Origin of the sequence: Pseudomonas sp. KCJK8993 (assembly GCF_046230915.1) — a bacterium.
GTDB lineage: Bacteria > Pseudomonadota > Gammaproteobacteria > Pseudomonadales > Pseudomonadaceae > Aquipseudomonas > Aquipseudomonas piscis.
In genome coordinates this window covers 1-16,315 of sequence record NZ_JBJJLO010000062.1, presented here as the reverse complement: position 1 = coordinate 16,315, position 16,315 = coordinate 1, and the positions used below count along the sequence as shown (strand labels likewise).

At 61.7% G+C, this 16,315-nt stretch carries 14 protein-coding genes; 10 read left to right on the top strand and 4 right to left on the bottom strand.

The window, feature by feature from the left end; genetic code table 11:
• Nucleotides 1-25: 25 nt before the first annotated feature.
• The gene (locus ACK6AU_RS19145) at nucleotides 26-463 is read right to left on the bottom strand and encodes a universal stress protein (RefSeq protein WP_022643343.1); all 438 of its coding nucleotides are present in this window, start codon (nucleotides 461-463) and stop codon (nucleotides 26-28) included.
• A gap of 97 nt (nucleotides 464-560) precedes the next feature.
• Here ACK6AU_RS19145 and ACK6AU_RS19140 point away from each other — a divergent pair, with 97 nt between their 5' ends.
• From ACK6AU_RS19140 to ACK6AU_RS19105, 8 genes are all read left to right on the top strand, one after another.
• Nucleotides 561-998 (top strand): hypothetical protein, encoded by a 438-nt coding sequence (locus tag ACK6AU_RS19140; protein ID WP_409300695.1) that lies wholly within the window; start codon nucleotides 561-563, stop codon nucleotides 996-998.
• A gap of 563 nt (nucleotides 999-1,561) precedes the next feature.
• A complete protein-coding gene (fadB, locus tag ACK6AU_RS19135) occupies nucleotides 1,562-3,709 on the top strand; it encodes a fatty acid oxidation complex subunit alpha FadB (RefSeq protein ID WP_185699632.1) in 2,148 nt (715 codons plus the stop codon).
• Between the two features lie 28 nt (nucleotides 3,710-3,737).
• Nucleotides 3,738-4,913, top strand: a complete 1,176-nt coding sequence (fadA, locus tag ACK6AU_RS19130; protein ID WP_409300693.1) for an acetyl-CoA C-acyltransferase FadA — start codon at nucleotides 3,738-3,740, stop codon at nucleotides 4,911-4,913.
• 84 nt (nucleotides 4,914-4,997) lie between these two features.
• On the top strand, nucleotides 4,998-5,234 hold the full coding sequence (locus tag ACK6AU_RS19125; protein ID WP_019093731.1) for a DUF1653 domain-containing protein: 237 nt from the start codon (nucleotides 4,998-5,000) through the stop codon (nucleotides 5,232-5,234).
• A 113-nt stretch (nucleotides 5,235-5,347) separates the two neighbouring features.
• The gene (gene topA, locus ACK6AU_RS19120; protein WP_185699633.1) at nucleotides 5,348-7,957 is read left to right on the top strand and encodes a type I DNA topoisomerase; all 2,610 of its coding nucleotides are present in this window, start codon (nucleotides 5,348-5,350) and stop codon (nucleotides 7,955-7,957) included.
• Nucleotides 7,958-8,117: 160 nt separating this feature from the next.
• The gene (locus ACK6AU_RS19115; protein ID WP_409300690.1) at nucleotides 8,118-8,639 is read left to right on the top strand and encodes a DUF6586 family protein; all 522 of its coding nucleotides are present in this window, start codon (nucleotides 8,118-8,120) and stop codon (nucleotides 8,637-8,639) included.
• A gap of 50 nt (nucleotides 8,640-8,689) precedes the next feature.
• Nucleotides 8,690-9,745 carry a hypothetical protein gene (locus ACK6AU_RS19110; RefSeq protein ID WP_409300688.1) on the top strand — a complete coding sequence of 352 codons (1,056 nt, stop codon included), beginning with the start codon at nucleotides 8,690-8,692 and terminating at the stop codon, nucleotides 9,743-9,745.
• 381 nt (nucleotides 9,746-10,126) lie between these two features.
• Entirely contained in the window at nucleotides 10,127-10,360 is a 234-nt protein-coding gene (locus tag ACK6AU_RS19105; protein ID WP_083457029.1) for a hypothetical protein, read from the top strand.
• 105 nt (nucleotides 10,361-10,465) lie between these two features.
• Here the strand turns inward: ACK6AU_RS19105 and sulA are convergent, their stop codons facing one another.
• Nucleotides 10,466-10,939 carry an SOS-induced cell division inhibitor SulA gene (gene sulA, locus ACK6AU_RS19100; protein WP_185699636.1) on the bottom strand — a complete coding sequence of 158 codons (474 nt, stop codon included), beginning with the start codon at nucleotides 10,937-10,939 and terminating at the stop codon, nucleotides 10,466-10,468.
• Between the two features lie 10 nt (nucleotides 10,940-10,949).
• Nucleotides 10,950-11,555, bottom strand: coding sequence for a transcriptional repressor LexA (gene lexA, locus ACK6AU_RS19095; RefSeq protein WP_409300685.1), 606 nt, complete (start codon nucleotides 11,553-11,555; stop codon nucleotides 10,950-10,952).
• 251 nt (nucleotides 11,556-11,806) lie between these two features.
• Here lexA and ACK6AU_RS19090 point away from each other — a divergent pair, with 251 nt between their 5' ends.
• Nucleotides 11,807-12,514 (top strand): TetR/AcrR family transcriptional regulator, encoded by a 708-nt coding sequence (locus ACK6AU_RS19090; protein WP_022643354.1) that lies wholly within the window; start codon nucleotides 11,807-11,809, stop codon nucleotides 12,512-12,514.
• Nucleotides 12,515-12,691: 177 nt separating this feature from the next.
• Nucleotides 12,692-13,690: a beta-N-acetylhexosaminidase gene (gene nagZ, locus ACK6AU_RS19085; RefSeq protein ID WP_185699660.1), complete on the top strand. Its 999-nt coding sequence runs from the start codon at nucleotides 12,692-12,694 to the stop codon at nucleotides 13,688-13,690.
• Between the two features lie 24 nt (nucleotides 13,691-13,714).
• On the opposite strand, the gene ACK6AU_RS19080 is transcribed toward nagZ, so the two are convergent.
• Nucleotides 13,715-16,315: DEAD/DEAH box helicase (locus tag ACK6AU_RS19080; RefSeq protein WP_409300682.1), on the bottom strand; the 2,601-nt coding region annotated here is incomplete at its 5' end.

Genomic DNA, 16,315 nt, shown 5'->3' with positions numbered 1-16,315 from the left:
TTCTTCAGTTCGGCAACGGCAAGCGTCAGCGCTTGGCCAGGTGTACCGCCAGCACGTCGCAAGGTGCTCCGTGCAGGACGTCGTTGGCGGTGGAGCCGAGCAACAGGGCCAGGCCATGGCGACCGTGGCTGCCGACCACGATCAGGTCGCACTCCTGTTCTTTGGCCAGGTGATGGATTTCCTGGCGCGGCTGGCCATAGGTCAGGTGGCTGTATTCCTTGGTCAGTTCCGGGTACTTGTTGATCAGGCGGTCGAGGCGTTCCTTGGCCTGGTCGAATTGTTGCTGCTGCAACTGCGAGAGATCCATGGGGACGTCGCCACCGAAGGCCATCGCCATCGGTTCGACGATGTGCACCAGCGACAGCTTGGCGCCATTGCTCACCGACAGTTCGCGGGCCCGGTGGATAACAGGATCGCACTCTTCGGTTAGATCTACGGCGACCAGAATATGGTGGTAGGGCATGAGGCGCTCCTCCAGAGGATTGCAATAGCTTCAAGTATGGCTGGTTTGAAGCGGGTTGGTTGCAACGGCCCGCTCATCGAGAATCGAGAGTACAGATATGACGGTGTGGATAGTGGTGTCAATCCTTGTGGTGGTCTTGAGTCCCTGGGCATGGCTACGACCTTCGCGTCGCCAGAGTGGGTTGATCGCCGTGCGCATGGAGGCTCGGCGCATGGGCCTGGCCATGCAGTTGGCGCCCCAGGAGTGGCCGCACTGGCTGGGCCAGCAGCCTCCAGACCCGTGTCCGCAATACCACCGTCCACGGCGTGGCGGCCAGGTGGCGTGTTGGAGCTATTGGCAGGTGGCCCCGGGAAGTTGGGTCAACCAATGGCGCGAGCCCTGTGTCGATGAGCCGCTGTTCCAGCACCTGCGAACCCTGCCGGCCGGCGTGTTCAAGGTGGAGGCCGACAAGCAGCTGATCGCCCTGTACTGGAATGAGCGGGGCGAGCCCCGGGTGTTGCAGGATATCGCCGCGGTACTCAAGGCCCTGGCTTGAGGGTCGAGCAAGTGGGGCAAGCCTGTGCGCCAGGCAATAAAAAGCCCGACTCAGCATCGGGCGGGGTGGCCAGGCAGGCCGGAAACTCTCATGAAGCCACCTTCGGGTGGCTTTTTGTTGCCTGGGCATGGGCTTGTGACGGCATGCAGTTCCAGTGGCCAAGCATGCGGCGTTGTTCGGATTTCTTCCTGAAGCTTAGCCAGGGGTTGTCATGTCCGCGGAAGATTTAGGGCGATTTTTCTAAATATTGATCTTATGAATGACTGCAGATGCAGGGGCGTGTTGGTGGTCCGCGACACCCGGGAATGACCGCAAAGTCGCGTTTCAAACAGCATTTCGGACGATTGACAATTAGCGGATTTTCCGTGAATGTGGCGTACCCAAATCAAACGGGCGTATGAAATGAGCGTTTGTATCTCAGGCGTCTCGATACAGATTCCCGATTATCGCGTTGGCGGGTGTGCCTGGCGGATTGGCGTTAGCATCGACGGTGACGTCAGTGTCATGCCAGAAGTTAGCGTCCGACGTGTACTGTTCAGCTTCCATATCGTGGAGATCAGTTGATGATTTACGAAGGTAAAGCCATCACGGTTAAGGCTCTTGAAAGCGGCATCGTCGAATTGAATTTCGACCTCAAGGGTGAGTCCGTCAACAAGTTCAACCGTCTAACCCTGAACGAATTGCGTCAGGCTGTTGACACCATCAAGGCAGATGCGTCGATCAAGGGCGTGATCGTCAGCAGTGGCAAGGACGTGTTCATCGTCGGCGCCGACATCACCGAGTTTGTCGACAACTTCAAGCTGCCGGATGCGGAGCTGGTGGCAGGCAACCTCGAAGCCAACAAGATCTTCAGCGATTTCGAAGACCTTGGCGTGCCTACCGTTGCCGCCATCAACGGCATCGCCCTGGGCGGCGGCCTGGAAATGTGCCTGGCAGCGGACTACCGCGTCATGTCCGCCAGCGCCAAGATCGGCCTGCCGGAGGTCAAGCTGGGCATCTACCCGGGCTTCGGCGGCACCGTGCGCCTGCCACGCCTGATCGGTACCGACAACGCCATCGAATGGATCGCCGCCGGCAAGGAAAACCGTGCCGAAGACGCGCTGAAAGTCGGCGCGGTGGATGCCGTGGTAGCTCCTGAGAAGCTCAAGGATGCGGCCCTGACCCTGCTCAAGGGCGCCATCTCCGGCGAGTTCGACTACAAGGCCAAGCGCCAGCCGAAGCTGGAGAAAATCAAGCTCAACGCCATTGAGCAGATGATGGCCTTCGAAACCGCCAAGGGTTTCGTGGCCGGCCAGGCGGGTCCTAACTACCCGGCTCCGGTCGAGGCGATCAAGACCATCCAGAAGGCCGCCAACTTCGGCCGCGACAAGGCCCTGGAAGTGGAAGCCGCAGGCTTCGTCAAGCTGGCCAAGACCTCGGCCGCCCAGAGCCTGATCGGCTTGTTCCTGAATGACCAGGAGCTCAAGCGCAAGGCCAAGGCCTACGACGAGATCGCCCAGGACGTGAAGCAGGCCGCCGTACTTGGCGCCGGCATCATGGGTGGCGGCATCGCCTACCAGTCGGCCTCCAAGGGCACGCCGATCCTGATGAAGGACATCAACGAACACGGTATCGAGCAGGGCCTGGCGGAAGCCGCGAAACTGCTGGTTGGCCGCGTCGAGAAGGGCCGCATGACCGCGGCGAAGATGGCCGAAGTGCTCAACGGCATTCGCCCGACCCTGTCCTACGGTGATTTCGGCAACGTCGACCTGGTGGTCGAGGCCGTGGTCGAGAACCCCAAGGTCAAGCAGACCGTACTGGCTGAAGTCGAAGCCCAGGTCAAGGAAGGCGCGATCCTGGCGTCCAACACCTCGACCATTTCCATCAGCCTGTTGGCCAAGGCCCTCAAGCGTCCGGAAAACTTCGTCGGCATGCACTTCTTCAACCCCGTGCACATGATGCCGCTGGTGGAAGTGATCCGTGGCGAGAAGTCCAGTGAGCTGGCCGTCGCCACCACCGTTGCCTATGCCAAGAAAATGGGCAAGAACCCAATCGTGGTCAACGACTGCCCGGGCTTCCTGGTCAACCGCGTGCTGTTTCCGTACTTCGGCGGTTTCGCCAAGCTGGTCAGCGCTGGCGTGGACTTCGTGCGCATCGACAAGATCATGGAGAAGTTCGGCTGGCCGATGGGCCCGGCCTATCTGATGGACGTGGTTGGCATCGACACCGGCCACCATGGTCGCGACGTGATGGCCGAAGGTTTCCCGGATCGCATGAAGGATGATCGCCGTTCGGCCATCGACGTGCTCTACGAGGCCAAGCGCCTGGGCCAGAAGAACGGCAAGGGCTTCTACGCCTATGAGACCGACAAGCGCGGCAAGCAGAAGAAGGTCGCCGATCCGTCGGTGCTGGAAGTGCTCAAGCCGATCGTCTACGAGCAGCGTGAAGTCACCGACGAAGACATCATCAACTGGATGATGATCCCACTGTGCCTGGAAACCGTTCGCTGCCTGGAAGACGGCATCGTCGAGACCGCTGCCGAAGCCGACATGGGCTTGGTCTACGGTATTGGTTTCCCTCCATTCCGTGGCGGTGCGCTGCGCTACATCGATTCCATCGGTGTCGCCCAGTTCGTTGCCCTGGCCGACCAGTACGCCGATCTGGGCGCGCTGTACCACCCGACCGCGAAGCTGCGTGAGATGGCCAAGAACGGCCAGAGCTTCTTCGGTTAAGCGCCCACACTAGAGCGAGAGTGAACATATGAGCTTGAATCCTAGAGACGTCGTGATTGTCGACTTCGGTCGTACTCCGATGGGCCGCTCCAAGGGCGGCATGCACCGCAACACCCGTGCCGAAGACATGTCGGCACACCTGATCAGCAAGCTGCTGGAGCGCAACGCCAAGGTCGATCCGGCGGAAGTCGAGGACGTGATCTGGGGCTGCGTCAACCAGACCCTGGAGCAGGGCTGGAACATCGCCCGCATGGCCTCGCTGATGACCCAGATCCCCCACACCTCGGCTGGCCAGACTGTCAGCCGCCTGTGCGGTTCGTCCATGAGCGCCCTGCACACCGCGGCGCAGGCGATCATGACCGGCAACGGCGACGTGTTCGTCGTCGGCGGCGTCGAGCACATGGGCCATGTGAGCATGATGCATGGCGTCGATCCGAACCCGCACCTGTCCCTGTATGCGGCGAAGGCCTCGGGCATGATGGGGCTGACTGCCGAGATGCTGGGCAAGATGCATGGCATCACCCGTGAGCAGCAGGACGCCTTCGGCCTGCGCTCCCACCAGCTCGCCCACAAGGCGACCCTGGAGGGCAAGTTCAAGGACGAGATCATCCCGATGCAGGGTTACGACGAGAACGGCTTCCTGAAGCTGTTCGACTACGACGAAACCATCCGTCCGGACACTACCCTGGAAAGCCTGGCGGCCCTGAAGCCGGCGTTCAACCCCAAGGGCGGCACCGTGACTGCCGGTACTTCGTCGCAGATCACCGACGGCGCCTCGTGCATGATCGTGATGTCTGCCCAGCGTGCCCAGGACCTGGGTATCCAGCCGATGGCAGTGATTCGCTCGATGGCGGTCGCAGGTGTGGATCCGGCGATCATGGGCTATGGTCCAGTACCGGCTACGCAAAAAGCCTTGAAGCGTGCGGGCCTGGGAATCGCCGATATCGACTTCTTCGAACTTAACGAAGCTTTCGCCGCACAGGCCCTGCCAGTGCTGAAAGATCTGAAAGTACTCGACAAGATGGACGAGAAGGTTAACCTGCACGGCGGCGCGATCGCCCTGGGCCACCCTTTCGGTTGTTCCGGCGCGCGTATCTCCGGGACTCTGCTCAACGTCATGAAGCAGAATGGCGGCACCCTCGGTGTGTCCACCATGTGCATCGGCCTTGGCCAGGGTATCTCGACCGTCTTCGAACGCGTTTAAGCGTTGGGTTGATGGAAGCCGGGGCCCTGTGCCCCGGTTTTTGTTTTTCTGAAGATTTTTAATTTTTTGCACGAGGGCCAGAGCATGCAGTTACAACCCGGGCTCTACCAGCATTACAAAGGGCCGCAGTACCGCGTGTTCAGCGTGGCGCGGCATTCGGAAACGGAAGAAGAAGTGGTGTTCTACCAAGCCCTGTATGGCGATTACGGCTTCTGGGTGCGTCCCTTGAGCATGTTCCTGGAGTCAGTCGAAGTTGACGGCGAGCAGGTCCCACGCTTTGCTTTGGTGCAGGCCGAACCCAGTCTTTTTTCACCGGCTTGAGCGCAGGTCGCGCAGTACCCTGCGCTTGACCTCACCTTGTTGCCACTATATATAGCGGTGCCGCGTCAGGCGCCATCCGCCTCAACTTCTCGAATTCAGGAATTTTCCGATCCATGGGCAAATCGCTGGTCATTGTGGAATCCCCGGCTAAGGCCAAGACCATCAACAAGTACTTGGGCAACCAATACGTGGTGAAGTCGAGTATCGGCCATATCCGAGACCTGCCCACCAGCGGTTCGGCAAGTGCCGCCAAGGAGCCTGCCGCCAAGCGTGGCAAGGCCGCAGGCGAGGCTCCGGCCCTGTCGCCGAAGGAAAAGGCGCGCAAGCAGCTGGTGGCGCGCATGGGCGTCGATCCCGAGCACGGCTGGAAAGCCAAGTACGAAATCCTTCCTGGCAAGGAAAAGGTCATCGAAGAGCTGCGCCGCCTTGCCAAGGATGCCGACACCATCTATCTCGCGACGGACTTGGACCGCGAAGGGGAAGCCATTGCCTGGCACCTGCGCGAGGCCATCGGTGGTGACGACGAGCGCTACAAGCGCGTGGTGTTCAACGAAATCACCAAGAAGGCGATCCAGGACGCCTTCTCCCAGCCGGGCGAGCTGGATATCCATCGGGTCAATGCCCAGCAGGCCCGGCGCTTCCTCGACCGCGTAGTGGGCTACATGGTGTCGCCGCTGCTGTGGGCCAAGATCGCCCGTGGCCTGTCCGCCGGTCGCGTGCAGTCGGTTGCGGTCAAGCTGGTGGTGGAGCGTGAGCGAGAAATCCGCGCCTTCATCCCCGAAGAGTACTGGGAAGTGCATGCCGACCTCGGGACCGCGAAGAACGCCAAGGTGCGTTTCGAAGTGGCGCGCGAGAATGGCGAGGCCTTCAAGCCGCTCAACGAAGCCCAGGCCATGGCGGCGCTGGAGAAGCTCAAGGCGTCGTCCTACAGCGTCGCCAAGCGTGAAGACAAGCCCACCAGCAGCAAGCCTTCGGCGCCGTTCATCACTTCCACCCTGCAGCAGGCCGCGAGCAACCGCCTGGGTTTCGGGGTGAAGAAGACCATGATGATGGCCCAGCGCTTGTACGAAGCGGGCTACATCACCTACATGCGTACCGACTCCACCAACCTCTCGGCCGACGCCGTGGCGATGGCTCGCAGCTATATCGAGAGCGAATTCGGTGACAAGTACCTGCCAGCCTCGCCCAATGTCTACAGCAGCAAGGAAGGGGCCCAGGAGGCGCACGAAGCGATTCGTCCGTCCGATGTGCACACCCATCCGAGCAAGCTGTCGGGCATGGAGCGTGACGCCGAGCGCCTGTATGAGCTGATCTGGCGCCAATTCGTGGCCTGCCAGATGCCGCCAGCGCAATACCTGTCCACCACCGTCAGCGTTGCCGCTGGCGACTTCGAGCTGCGCGCCAAGGGCCGTATCCTCAAGTTCGACGGTTACACCCGGGTCATGCCCCAGGTGAGCAAGCCGGGCGATGACGATGTGCTGCCCGACATGGCCCAGGGCGAAGTGCTGAAGCTGATCAAGCTGGATCCGAGCCAGCACTTCACCAAGCCGCCGGCGCGCTACTCCGAAGCCAGCCTGGTGAAGGAGATGGAAAAGCGTGGTATCGGGCGTCCTTCGACCTATGCGGCGATCATCTCCACCATCCAGGATCGCGGCTACGTGACCCTGCACAACCGACGCTTCTATTCGGAAAAGATGGGCGATATCGTCACCGAGCGCCTCTCCGAGAGCTTCTCCAACCTCATGGACTACGGCTTCACCGCCGGCATGGAAGAGAACCTCGACGATGTGGCCCAGGGCGAGCGTGACTGGAAGAACGTGCTCGACGAGTTCTATGGCGACTTCAAGAACAAGCTCGAGGTCGCGGAGGGCGCTGAAAGCGGTATGCGCGCCAACCAGCCGGTCATGACCGATATCCCGTGCCAGACCTGCGGCCGGCCGATGCAGATCCGTACGGCCTCCACAGGCGTGTTCCTGGGCTGCTCGGGTTACAGCCTGCCACCCAAGGAGCGCTGCAAGGCCACGGTCAACCTGGTTCCGGGCGACGAGATCGCGGCGGACGACGAGGGTGAATCCGAGTCCCTGGTACTGCGCGGCAAGCATCGTTGCCCGATCTGCAGCACGGCGATGGACGCTTACCTGCTGGATGAAAAGCGCAAGCTGCATATCTGCGGCAACAACCCGGATTGCGCCGGCTACGAGATCGAAGAGGGCAGCTACCGGATCAAGGGCTACGAAGGCCCGAGCCTGGAGTGCGACAAGTGCGGTAGCGAGATGCAGCTCAAGACCGGTCGTTTCGGCAAGTTCTTCGGTTGCACCAACCCGACCTGCAAGAACACCCGCAAGCTGCTCAAGAGCGGCGATGCGGCGCCGCCGAAGATGGACCCGGTGAAGATGCCTGAGCTCAAGTGCGAGAAAGTCAACGACACCTATATCCTGCGTGACGGTGCATCGGGGCTGTTCCTGGCCGCCAGCCAGTTCCCGAAGAACCGCGAGACCCGTGCGCCGCTGGTGCTCGAGCTGATCCCGCACAAGGACGAGATCGATCCGAAGTATCACTTCCTCTGTGAAGCGCCGCAAAAGGATCCGGAAGGCCGTCCAGCGGTGGTGCGCTACAGTCGCAAGACCAAAGAGCAGTACGTGCAGACCGAAGTCGATGGCAAGCCTACTGGTTGGCGCGCCTTCTACGACGGCGGCAGCTGGAAGGTCGAGGACAAGCGCTGAAGTCCCGTGAGCGCTGTAGGGCGACCTCCGCGCGGTGACTGACAAGGCCGCATGTTCCCTTGGAGCATGCGGCCTTTCTTTTGGCTTGCGGCCGGCCTGAGCGATCCCTGAAACTGCGATACCCGCATCCGGCTCTGTTCTTATGGTGGAGGCTGCCTACATGGCCCATGAGCTCTATACCCGTACCAATCAGAAAATCTATTTCGCCGGCTTGGCCCTGGAGGCTTTGGCGCGGGCGCAAGAGGGGCGGGCGATGAATGCCCAGGCCCTGGTCCAGGCTGGCCGCGAATCGGTGTTGTTTCACCTGTACGGGGCGCTGCTCGGGTTGTGCCACGAGATTGCCGGGTTCTATCGATTGCCCCAGGCAGGTGCTTCCCGCGTGGAGCAGATCCTCAATCGTGAGGTGCTGGAAAACATCGCCATTCCCGAGCTGGCGGAGTTGATCGAGCTGGCGCAGAGCCCGCAAAGCTGGCTGGCGCAGTTGCTGACCGCCTATGGGACTTTGCTCCAGCCGCCAAGGGCGCCCCACAAGCCCAAGGGCGATGTCACCCAGCCGTTGATCGTGGCGGTCAGCCTGGATGAAGAGGAGCCGCCAGAGCTGGGGCATGAGGAGCTGGAAAGCTGGCGGCAGAATCTCAAGGCCCTGGCCATTCGTTTTCGGGACGGCTTGAACGAGTGTTGAGCCCGGACGCCGACTGATCCGCTGTACGACAATTTGATCAAGGAAGATTCATGCTGTTCTTCTTGCGTGACCAGGCATTGGTTCGCCTGCTTCATGACGCTCAGGTGCGGGTCGCCCGTGCCCGCTCAAACGCGGATTTGCTGGAGGTGCTCGACAGGCTCGAGGTGTTTCCCGGCGGGCTGGAGTTCGATCATATGCAGTCGATAGTCCTTCTGGTGCTGGCCTTTGCCACCTTTGCCGCGATGTGGTTGATGGATGGCATGGGTGGGATGTTCTGGCTGGGTCTAGCCCTGGTCTTTTTCAGCTACTACATCGGTAAAGGGCTTTCTGGATCATCGACGGACCTGGCCGCCAGCATTGCTCGCAAATGTGCACTGTTCTGCAATGAATTGAGCGAATTCGACAGTACCGCCGAGTGGCGCCTGAAGAAGCTCAATAGTGAATTCATCGAATATCAGCGAGGCAATGAGCGACGTCACATCGTCGACTCGGTCCAGGGCGTCTATCGGGGAGGCTGCCACCGGCTGGCGTTCGAATACCACCAACTGCAGTACGTTACCTCCAGCAACCAGCGTGGGCCGGATGGCAGCTACAGGAAGGTCTTCGATACCTTCAATCGCTATAGCCTGGTGGTGGATTTCCCTTGGGTGATGGATATCGCGGTTCGTTCCAGTCCTTTGCCGGCCCCACAGACGTTGCAGCCGTTCAAGACCGGTTGCAGCGCTTTCGATGAGACCTTCGTACTGCGGGGCAATGATCAGGCCGGTTGCGAGCGATTCGCCACGGGCGCGACCCTGGGTTTTTTGCTGGAGTTGGCGCGTCGCCTGGATAAGGTCAACCTGGAGTTTTCCAGCCAGGGGCGGCTCTGCCTGAGCTTCGGCGATGAGATCATGGCCCGTGCCGATCTTGGGGCGTTGAGCGATCTTGCCGTCTTTCGTCAGCGGATCGTGGAGGGGATTGAGCTACCTGGGCTGTTTTCGGTGCTGGAATGGGTGTACCAGTTGGTGCTGCTGCAAGGTGGTCCAGTCGATCCGGCCTCGCAGGAAGAAGTTCGGCAGGAGAACCCGAGTTCAGTGTTTTTGACTCTCAAGCACGATGCGCAGTGAGTGCGTTTGCACTATTGAGTAGTGGCGTGGGCTCAATCCGGCGCAGTTTTGCTGGTGGTTATCGGCAGGCTCAAGTCTTCCATCACCCAACCTGGGATTAGCAGCATTTCAACAATAGCGTCCAGTTGTTCACGTGGTTCGGTGGTCAATCGATTGAATGTGAGCAGGCTTCTTACAGCGCCGTTCTCTGCTGGTCAGGTTGCAATGGATTTTGAATACAAGCCAAATTTTTGAAGATACCAAGAGGTTCTCGCGCTATTGCGCTGCTGCTGGTTGGTACCTGGTTCTTCGAGAGGCAGCCAATCGGACTCAAGCGATTCCCGCGCGAGGTTCGGGCGATGGCTGGTATAATCCTTCGCCTTTCGTGGAGAATAAATCTATATGCCAACGTCCTTTCTAGAAATTGTCGAGTTGCCAGACGGCCGTATCGAGCTGCGCAGGGCTGAAGACGAGGGTTCTCTGGTGACTTTGGATTTCTCCGAGGATGCCAAGGCCTTTCTGCAAGGCCAGCATGTGGAGGTGGCCAAGGCCATGTTGAGCGTCGGCGTACAAATGGCTGGCCGCTTGGTCGAGGGTGAAATCGAGAAGGAAGAAGGGCCGCGGGTTCTTCACTAAGGCCCGTCCATCGGCTTCTTTAGGCCGCTCGTCGCGTTGTTTCGGCTTCTCAGTCCTGGAGAAGCCTTGAATCATCCAAGCGTGTCTCCAGCTATTTCCCGTTGTTTATCCCAGGCGGATATTCAGGCTTTGTGCCTCGCCAGTCCGCGCAGCGCTGACCAGCTGTTGCCTGGCGCTGCTGCTCAGTGGGTTCAGCCAGCTGACCACCGTATGGCTACGGCCCAGGCGCAGGGCTTCGCAGGCCAGTTGTTGAGGGCTCTGGGTGCCTCGGGGGTGCAGTAGCAGGATGCGTTCGCGATTCAGGCCGGCATCCCGCAGCCAGGCCTGGGTAACACTGGAGGGTGGGGCGATCAGGGTGAGCCAGCGGGCATCCTGGTCCTGGCTCAGTTCCCTGAGGATGGGGGCCAACAGGTTCAGGCAGTTCCCGGCGGCGCCACGTAATGACAGTTCGCTGAAAGCTTCTGGGGCATTGTTCCAGGGCGATTCGGCTGCTTCCTTGAGAGCCGGCGCCAGGGGTTGGGCCAGGAATGCTTCGAACAGCGGGAGCTGTGCTTGCTGGGGGATATGGGGGAACTGCATGGAGCCTCCTTCAGCGGCGAATGACGCCGACACTCAAGCCTTCGATCACCAGTTCCTGGTCTTTCAGGTTGACTTCAATGGGGGCGAACTCGGGATTCTCGGCAATCAGCCAGACCTTGCTGCCTTCGCGCTTGAAACGCTTGACCGTGACTTCGTCGCCGATGCGTGCCACGACCACCTGGCCGTTGCGAGCTTCACGGGTGGTGTGCACGGCCAGCAGGTCGCCATCGAAGATGCCGATGTCCTTCATGCTCATGCCGTGGACCCGCAGCAGGTAGTCGGCGCGCGGATGGAAGAAAGTCGGGTTGATGTTGCAGGACTCTTCGATGTGCTGCTGGGCGAGGATCGGTGCACCAGCGGCGACCCGGCCAATGATCGGCAGGGTGTCGTCGCTTTTGGCTTCGAAGCCCGGGACACGGATGCCGCGGGAGGCGCCTGGAGTCATCTCGATGGCGCCCTTGCGTGCTAGTGCCTTGAGGTGTTCCTCGGCGGCATTGGGAGACTTGAAGCCCAGTTCCTGCGCGATTTCGGCGCGGGTCGGCGGATAGCCATTGTCTTCGAGGCAACGTTTGATAAAAGCCAGAATCTCAGCTTGGCGTGGCGTCAGTTTTAGCATGTCGATCGCTCTGTCTTTTTATACAGTTGCTGGGATTATATACAGTGGACCTGGCTTGGCAATCCTCCTTTTGCCATGCCCGGCCCGACGGTTGTCGTCCTGGCATCGGAATCTGCCGGCCCCGGCAGGCTACAGCGGCCGGCAGGTATGATTAAATAGCGCGCCGGAAGGCCTCGGGAAGGGCAGGCAGGCTTGACAATAAAGAGCCTGAAACGTATGTTTCAAACAAGTGTTTGTCAGGCGGAGTAGCCATGGCCCAGTCGGAAACCGTTGAACGCATTCTCGATGCTGCCGAGCAGTTGTTCGCGGAAAAAGGTTTTGCCGAAACCTCGTTGCGCCTGATCACCAGCAAGGCCGGGGTCAACCTGGCGGCGGTCAATTACCATTTCGGTTCCAAGAAAGCCCTGATCCAGGCGGTGTTCTCGCGCTTTCTCGGGCCGTTCTGCATCAGTCTCGATCGCGAACTGGAGCGGCGTCAGTCCAAGCCCGACAGCAAGCCGAGCCTGGAAGAGCTGCTGGAAATCCTCGTTGAACAGGCCTTGGTAGTACAGCCGCGCAGTGGCAACGACCTGTCGATCTTCATGCGCCTGCTGGGCTTGGCCTTCAGCCAGAGCCAGGGCCACCTGCGGCGTTACCTGGAAGACATGTACGGCAAGGTGTTCCGCCGCTACATGTTGCTGGTCAATGAAGCGGCGCCACGTATTCCACCGATCGAGCTGTTCTGGCGGGTGCACTTCATGCTGGGTGCGGCGGCCTTCAGCATGTCCGGGATCAAGGCCCTGCGGGCCATCGCCGAGACCGACTTCGGGGTCAACACTTCCATCGAACAAGTGATGCGCCTGATGGTGCCGTTTCTGGCCGCCGGCATGCGTGCCGAAACCGGCGTCACCGACGAAGCCATGGCCAGCGCCCAGCTCAGGCCGCGCAGCAAGCCGGCCCCGGCAGCCGCCAAGGCCTGACCCTCCGGCTGGGCGCGACAGCTTACATCCGCTAAGCTAGCCGCCCATGCCGATTCTCGTTTTCCACTTCCGTATTTTCCCCTTCGCGACATCGATCGCCGTGGGCGCCTGTGTCTCATGGCTGCCGGCGTCGATGGTGTGCGCATTCGTGTTTAAGGAAACTCCATGACCGCTGGCCTGCAAGGCTCCTTGATGGTGGACGTCGCCGGTACCTGGCTGACGGCCGAAGATCGCCACCTCCTGCGTCAGCCCGAGGTGGGCGGGTTGATCATCTTTGCCCGCAATATCGAGCATCCACGCCAAGTGCGCGAGCTGTGCGCGGCGATCCGGGCGATCCGTCCCGACCTGCTGCTGGCGGTGGACCAGGAAGGTGGCCGGGTGCAGCGCTTGCGCCAGGGCTTCGTCCGCCTGCCGGCGATGCGTGCCCTGGCCGACAACCCGAATGCCGAGTACCTGGCCGAGCAGTGCGGCTGGGTCATGGCCACCGAAGTCCTGGCGGTTGGCCTGGATCTGAGTTTCGCGCCGGTGCTGGATCTCGATCACCAGCGTAGCGCTGTGGTGGGCACCCGGGCCTTCGAAGGCGATCCGGAGCACGCCGCGCTGTTGGCCGGAGCCTTCATCCGGGGCATGAACAGCGCCGGCATGGCGGCCACCGGCAAGCACTTCCCCGGCCATGGCTGGGCCGAGGCGGATTCCCACGTGGCGATCCCCAATGACGAGCGCAGCCTGGAGGAGATCCGTGCCAAGGACTTGCTGCCATTCGCCCGCCTGAGCAAGCAACTGGCGGCGGTGATGCCGGCCCATGTGATCTATCCGCAGGTCGACGGCCAGCCGGCCGGCTTCTCGCGGCGCTGGCTGCAGGACATCCTGCGCGGCGAGTTGCGGTTCGACGGAGTGATCTTCAGTGATGACCTGTCCATGGCCGGAGCCCACGTAGTGGGCGACGCCGCGAGCCGGATCGAGGCGGCCCTGAGCGCCGGATGCGACATGGGCCTGGTGTGCAACGACCGCGCTGCCGCCGAGCTGGCCCTGAGCGCTGCCCAGCGCCTCAAGGTCAGCCCGTCGCCACGGATCGCGCGGATGCGTGGCCAGGCCTTCGCCGACTTGGAGTACAAGCAGGATCCTCGTTGGTTGACTGCGCTGGCCGCGTTGCGCGATGCGCAGTTGATCGACTGATCCCGATCCCTTCGACAGGCCGCCTCAGCGGCCTGTCTTGTTATCCGGCAGCGGGGCGAACAATGCCTCGATGTCCTCGCCCTGCAGTTTCCAGTCGCCAGCCTGGCGTCCATCCAGTACGCCTGCCGCCAAGTCGGATTTTTCCTGCTGCAGGTGCTGGATCTTCTCTTCTACGGTACCCCGGGCGATCAGCTTGTAGACGAACACCGGCTTTTCCTGGCCGATGCGATAGGCCCGATCGGTAGCCTGGGTTTCGGTGGCCGGGTTCCACCAGGGGTCGTAGTGGATCACGGTGTCGGCCTCGGTCAGGTTCAGGCCGACCCCGCCGGCCTTGAGGCTGATGAGGAAGATCTGCAGCTTGCCGCTCTGGAAATCCCGCACCGGGGTGCGTCGGTCCCGGGTCTGGCCGGTGAGCAGGCCGTAGGTGATGTTGCGTCGCTTGAGCTCGATCTCGATCAGGCCCAGCATCGAGGTGAACTGCGAGAACAGCAGGATGCGCCGGCCCTCGTCGAACAGTTCCTCGAGCATGGCCATCAGGCTGTCGAGCTTGCCGGACGAGCTGCCGCGGGCTGGCGGCGAGTCGTTGACCAGGCGCAGGTCACAGCACACCTGGCGCAGCTTGAGCAGCGCTTCGAGGATGATGATCTGGCTGCGCGCCACGCCCTTGCGGGTGATCTCGTCGCGAACCTTCTTATCCATGGCCAGGCGCATGGTTTCGTAAACGTCGCGTTGCGCCTCGTTGAGCTCGACCCAGTGGATGATCTCGGTCTTGGGCGGCAGTTCGGTGGCCACCTGTTCCTTGGTACGGCGCAAGAGGAACGGCTTGATCCGGCCGTTGAGGTGCTGCAGGCGCGCCTCGCTGGCTTGCTTCTCGATAGGCACGCGGTAGTCGCGATTGAAGCTCTTGGCGTCCCCCAGCCAGCCTGGCAGCAGGAAGTGGAACAGCGACCAGAGCTCGCCCAGGTGGTTCTCCAAAGGCGTGCCGGACAGGCACAGGCGCTGCCGGGCAATGAGCTGGCGGGTGGCCTGGGCGGCCTTGCTCGACGGGTTCTTGATGTATTGGGCTTCATCCAGGATCAGCACGTGCAGCGGCTGTGCAGCCAGCTGTTCGAGGTCCTTGGGGAGCAGGGCATAGGTGGTCAGTAACAGGTCGTAGTCGGCCAGCTGCGGGAAATGCTTCTTGCGCCCGGCGCCGTACAGCGCCAGGACCTTGAGCTGCGGCGTGAAGTGCGCGGCTTCATCCAGCCAGTTGGGGATCAGGCTGGTGGGCATCACCACCATGCACGGGCGATCCAGGCGCCCGGCGTTCTTCTCGCTGAGGATGTGGGCCAGGGTCTGCAGGGTCTTGCCCAGGCCCATGTCGTCGGCCAGGATGCCGCCCACTTCCAGTTGGCGCAGCGACTGCATCCAGCTCAGGCCTTCAAGTTGATAGGGGCGTAGGGTCGCGTTGAGCCCCTCGGGGACTGGCGCTGAATAGTCGCGGATGTCCCGCAAGCGCTGGGCGAAGCTGCGAATGTGCTCGCCACCCTCCCAAAGCAGCGGTAGTTCCTCGAGCGGGTTGAGGCGGATGGCGTCGGCGTTGCTCAGGCGCAGGGCCAGGTCGCTGTTTTCCTGCAAGTAGAACTCGCCCAGGGTCGCCAGCACCGGCTTCAAGCGGCCATAGGGCAGCGCCACCTGCAGCGGGCCGTGCAGGGAGTTGGGGCGGTTGGGAATGTTCACCAGGATCAGCTCGTCGTCGCGGCGCTTGGCCAGGCGCTCCGGGTTGAGGATCTCGGTGTGCGAGCGCATCAGGTTGAGCAGGATCGGCAGCAGGCTCAGGCGCTCGCCGTTGACGATGATCCCCAGCTCCAGGTCGAACCAGTCCCGTCCCGGGGCTTCGTCGACGCTGGCGTACCAGTCGTCCACTGCCGTCAGGTCGAAGCCGAAACCCTCGTCGATCTGCAGCTCCCACTGTTGTTCGCGCAGCTTGGGCAGCTCGTTGAGGGTGAAGGTCAGCCAGGCGCTGTCGTTGACCATCTCGTACAGCTCGCCGGCGCTTTCCGGGAGCGCCTTGCTTTGCCGAGTGGCGATCTTGAAGCCCAGGGCGCGCAACTGCTCGCGACAAGCCTGCTCCTGCTCTGGCTGGCGCTTGATGCGCAGGGTCTGCTGTTCCTGGCGGATGATCAGGTCGGCGTGCTTCTGGCCGCTGGCGTATTCGCCCAGGTAATTGAAGGACAGCGCGGCGCGGTGCTGGATATAGCGCTGCATCTTGCCGTTGCGCGGTTCGAAGGCGCTGAACTCGATGCTCGCCAGCCATAGCCGGGGCACCGGTCGCACGTCGTCCAGCAGTTGCTGGGGCGCAGCCGGTGGGCGGCGGCTGTCGAGCACGGCGGAGAGTTTCTCCAGGAGCTCGGCGTCCTTGGCCGCCGCCGGGTAGGCCAGGATGTCCTCCACTTGCAGGAGGACGGCGGCGATGTGCTTGCAGTTGCTGTGTACCGGGCACGTGCAGTGGCCGTCGATCAGCAGCAGGTTGCCCTTGCTCGACTCACGCAGGGTAATGGTCTGGCGGTAGACATTGCCGCCGGAGCCTTCGCAGCTGGCAGTGATAGCGCTGTCTCCAGCGCTGGCGATACGCACGCGCTTTTC

What these genes read in the sequence shown, in the direction of transcription:
- ACK6AU_RS19140 (WP_409300695.1), top strand. Translation starts at nt 561, where the DNA reads ATGACGGTGTGGATAGTGGTGTCAATCCTTGTGGTGGTCTTGAGTCCC.
- ACK6AU_RS19105 (WP_083457029.1), top strand. Translation starts at nt 10,127, where the DNA reads ATGCCAACGTCCTTTCTAGAAATTGTCGAGTTGCCAGACGGCCGTATC.
- topA (WP_185699633.1), top strand. Translation starts at nt 5,348, where the DNA reads ATGGGCAAATCGCTGGTCATTGTGGAATCCCCGGCTAAGGCCAAGACC.
- lexA (WP_409300685.1), bottom strand. Translation starts at nt 11,555, where the DNA reads ATGCTAAAACTGACGCCACGCCAAGCTGAGATTCTGGCTTTTATCAAA.
- sulA (WP_185699636.1), bottom strand. Translation starts at nt 10,939, where the DNA reads ATGCAGTTCCCCCATATCCCCCAGCAAGCACAGCTCCCGCTGTTCGAA.
- ACK6AU_RS19145 (WP_022643343.1), bottom strand. Translation starts at nt 463, where the DNA reads ATGCCCTACCACCATATTCTGGTCGCCGTAGATCTAACCGAAGAGTGC.
- ACK6AU_RS19090 (WP_022643354.1), top strand. Translation starts at nt 11,807, where the DNA reads ATGGCCCAGTCGGAAACCGTTGAACGCATTCTCGATGCTGCCGAGCAG.
- ACK6AU_RS19115 (WP_409300690.1), top strand. Translation starts at nt 8,118, where the DNA reads ATGGCCCATGAGCTCTATACCCGTACCAATCAGAAAATCTATTTCGCC.
- ACK6AU_RS19125 (WP_019093731.1), top strand. Translation starts at nt 4,998, where the DNA reads ATGCAGTTACAACCCGGGCTCTACCAGCATTACAAAGGGCCGCAGTAC.
- fadA (WP_409300693.1), top strand. Translation starts at nt 3,738, where the DNA reads ATGAGCTTGAATCCTAGAGACGTCGTGATTGTCGACTTCGGTCGTACT.
- ACK6AU_RS19110 (WP_409300688.1), top strand. Translation starts at nt 8,690, where the DNA reads ATGCTGTTCTTCTTGCGTGACCAGGCATTGGTTCGCCTGCTTCATGAC.
- fadB (WP_185699632.1), top strand. Translation starts at nt 1,562, where the DNA reads ATGATTTACGAAGGTAAAGCCATCACGGTTAAGGCTCTTGAAAGCGGC.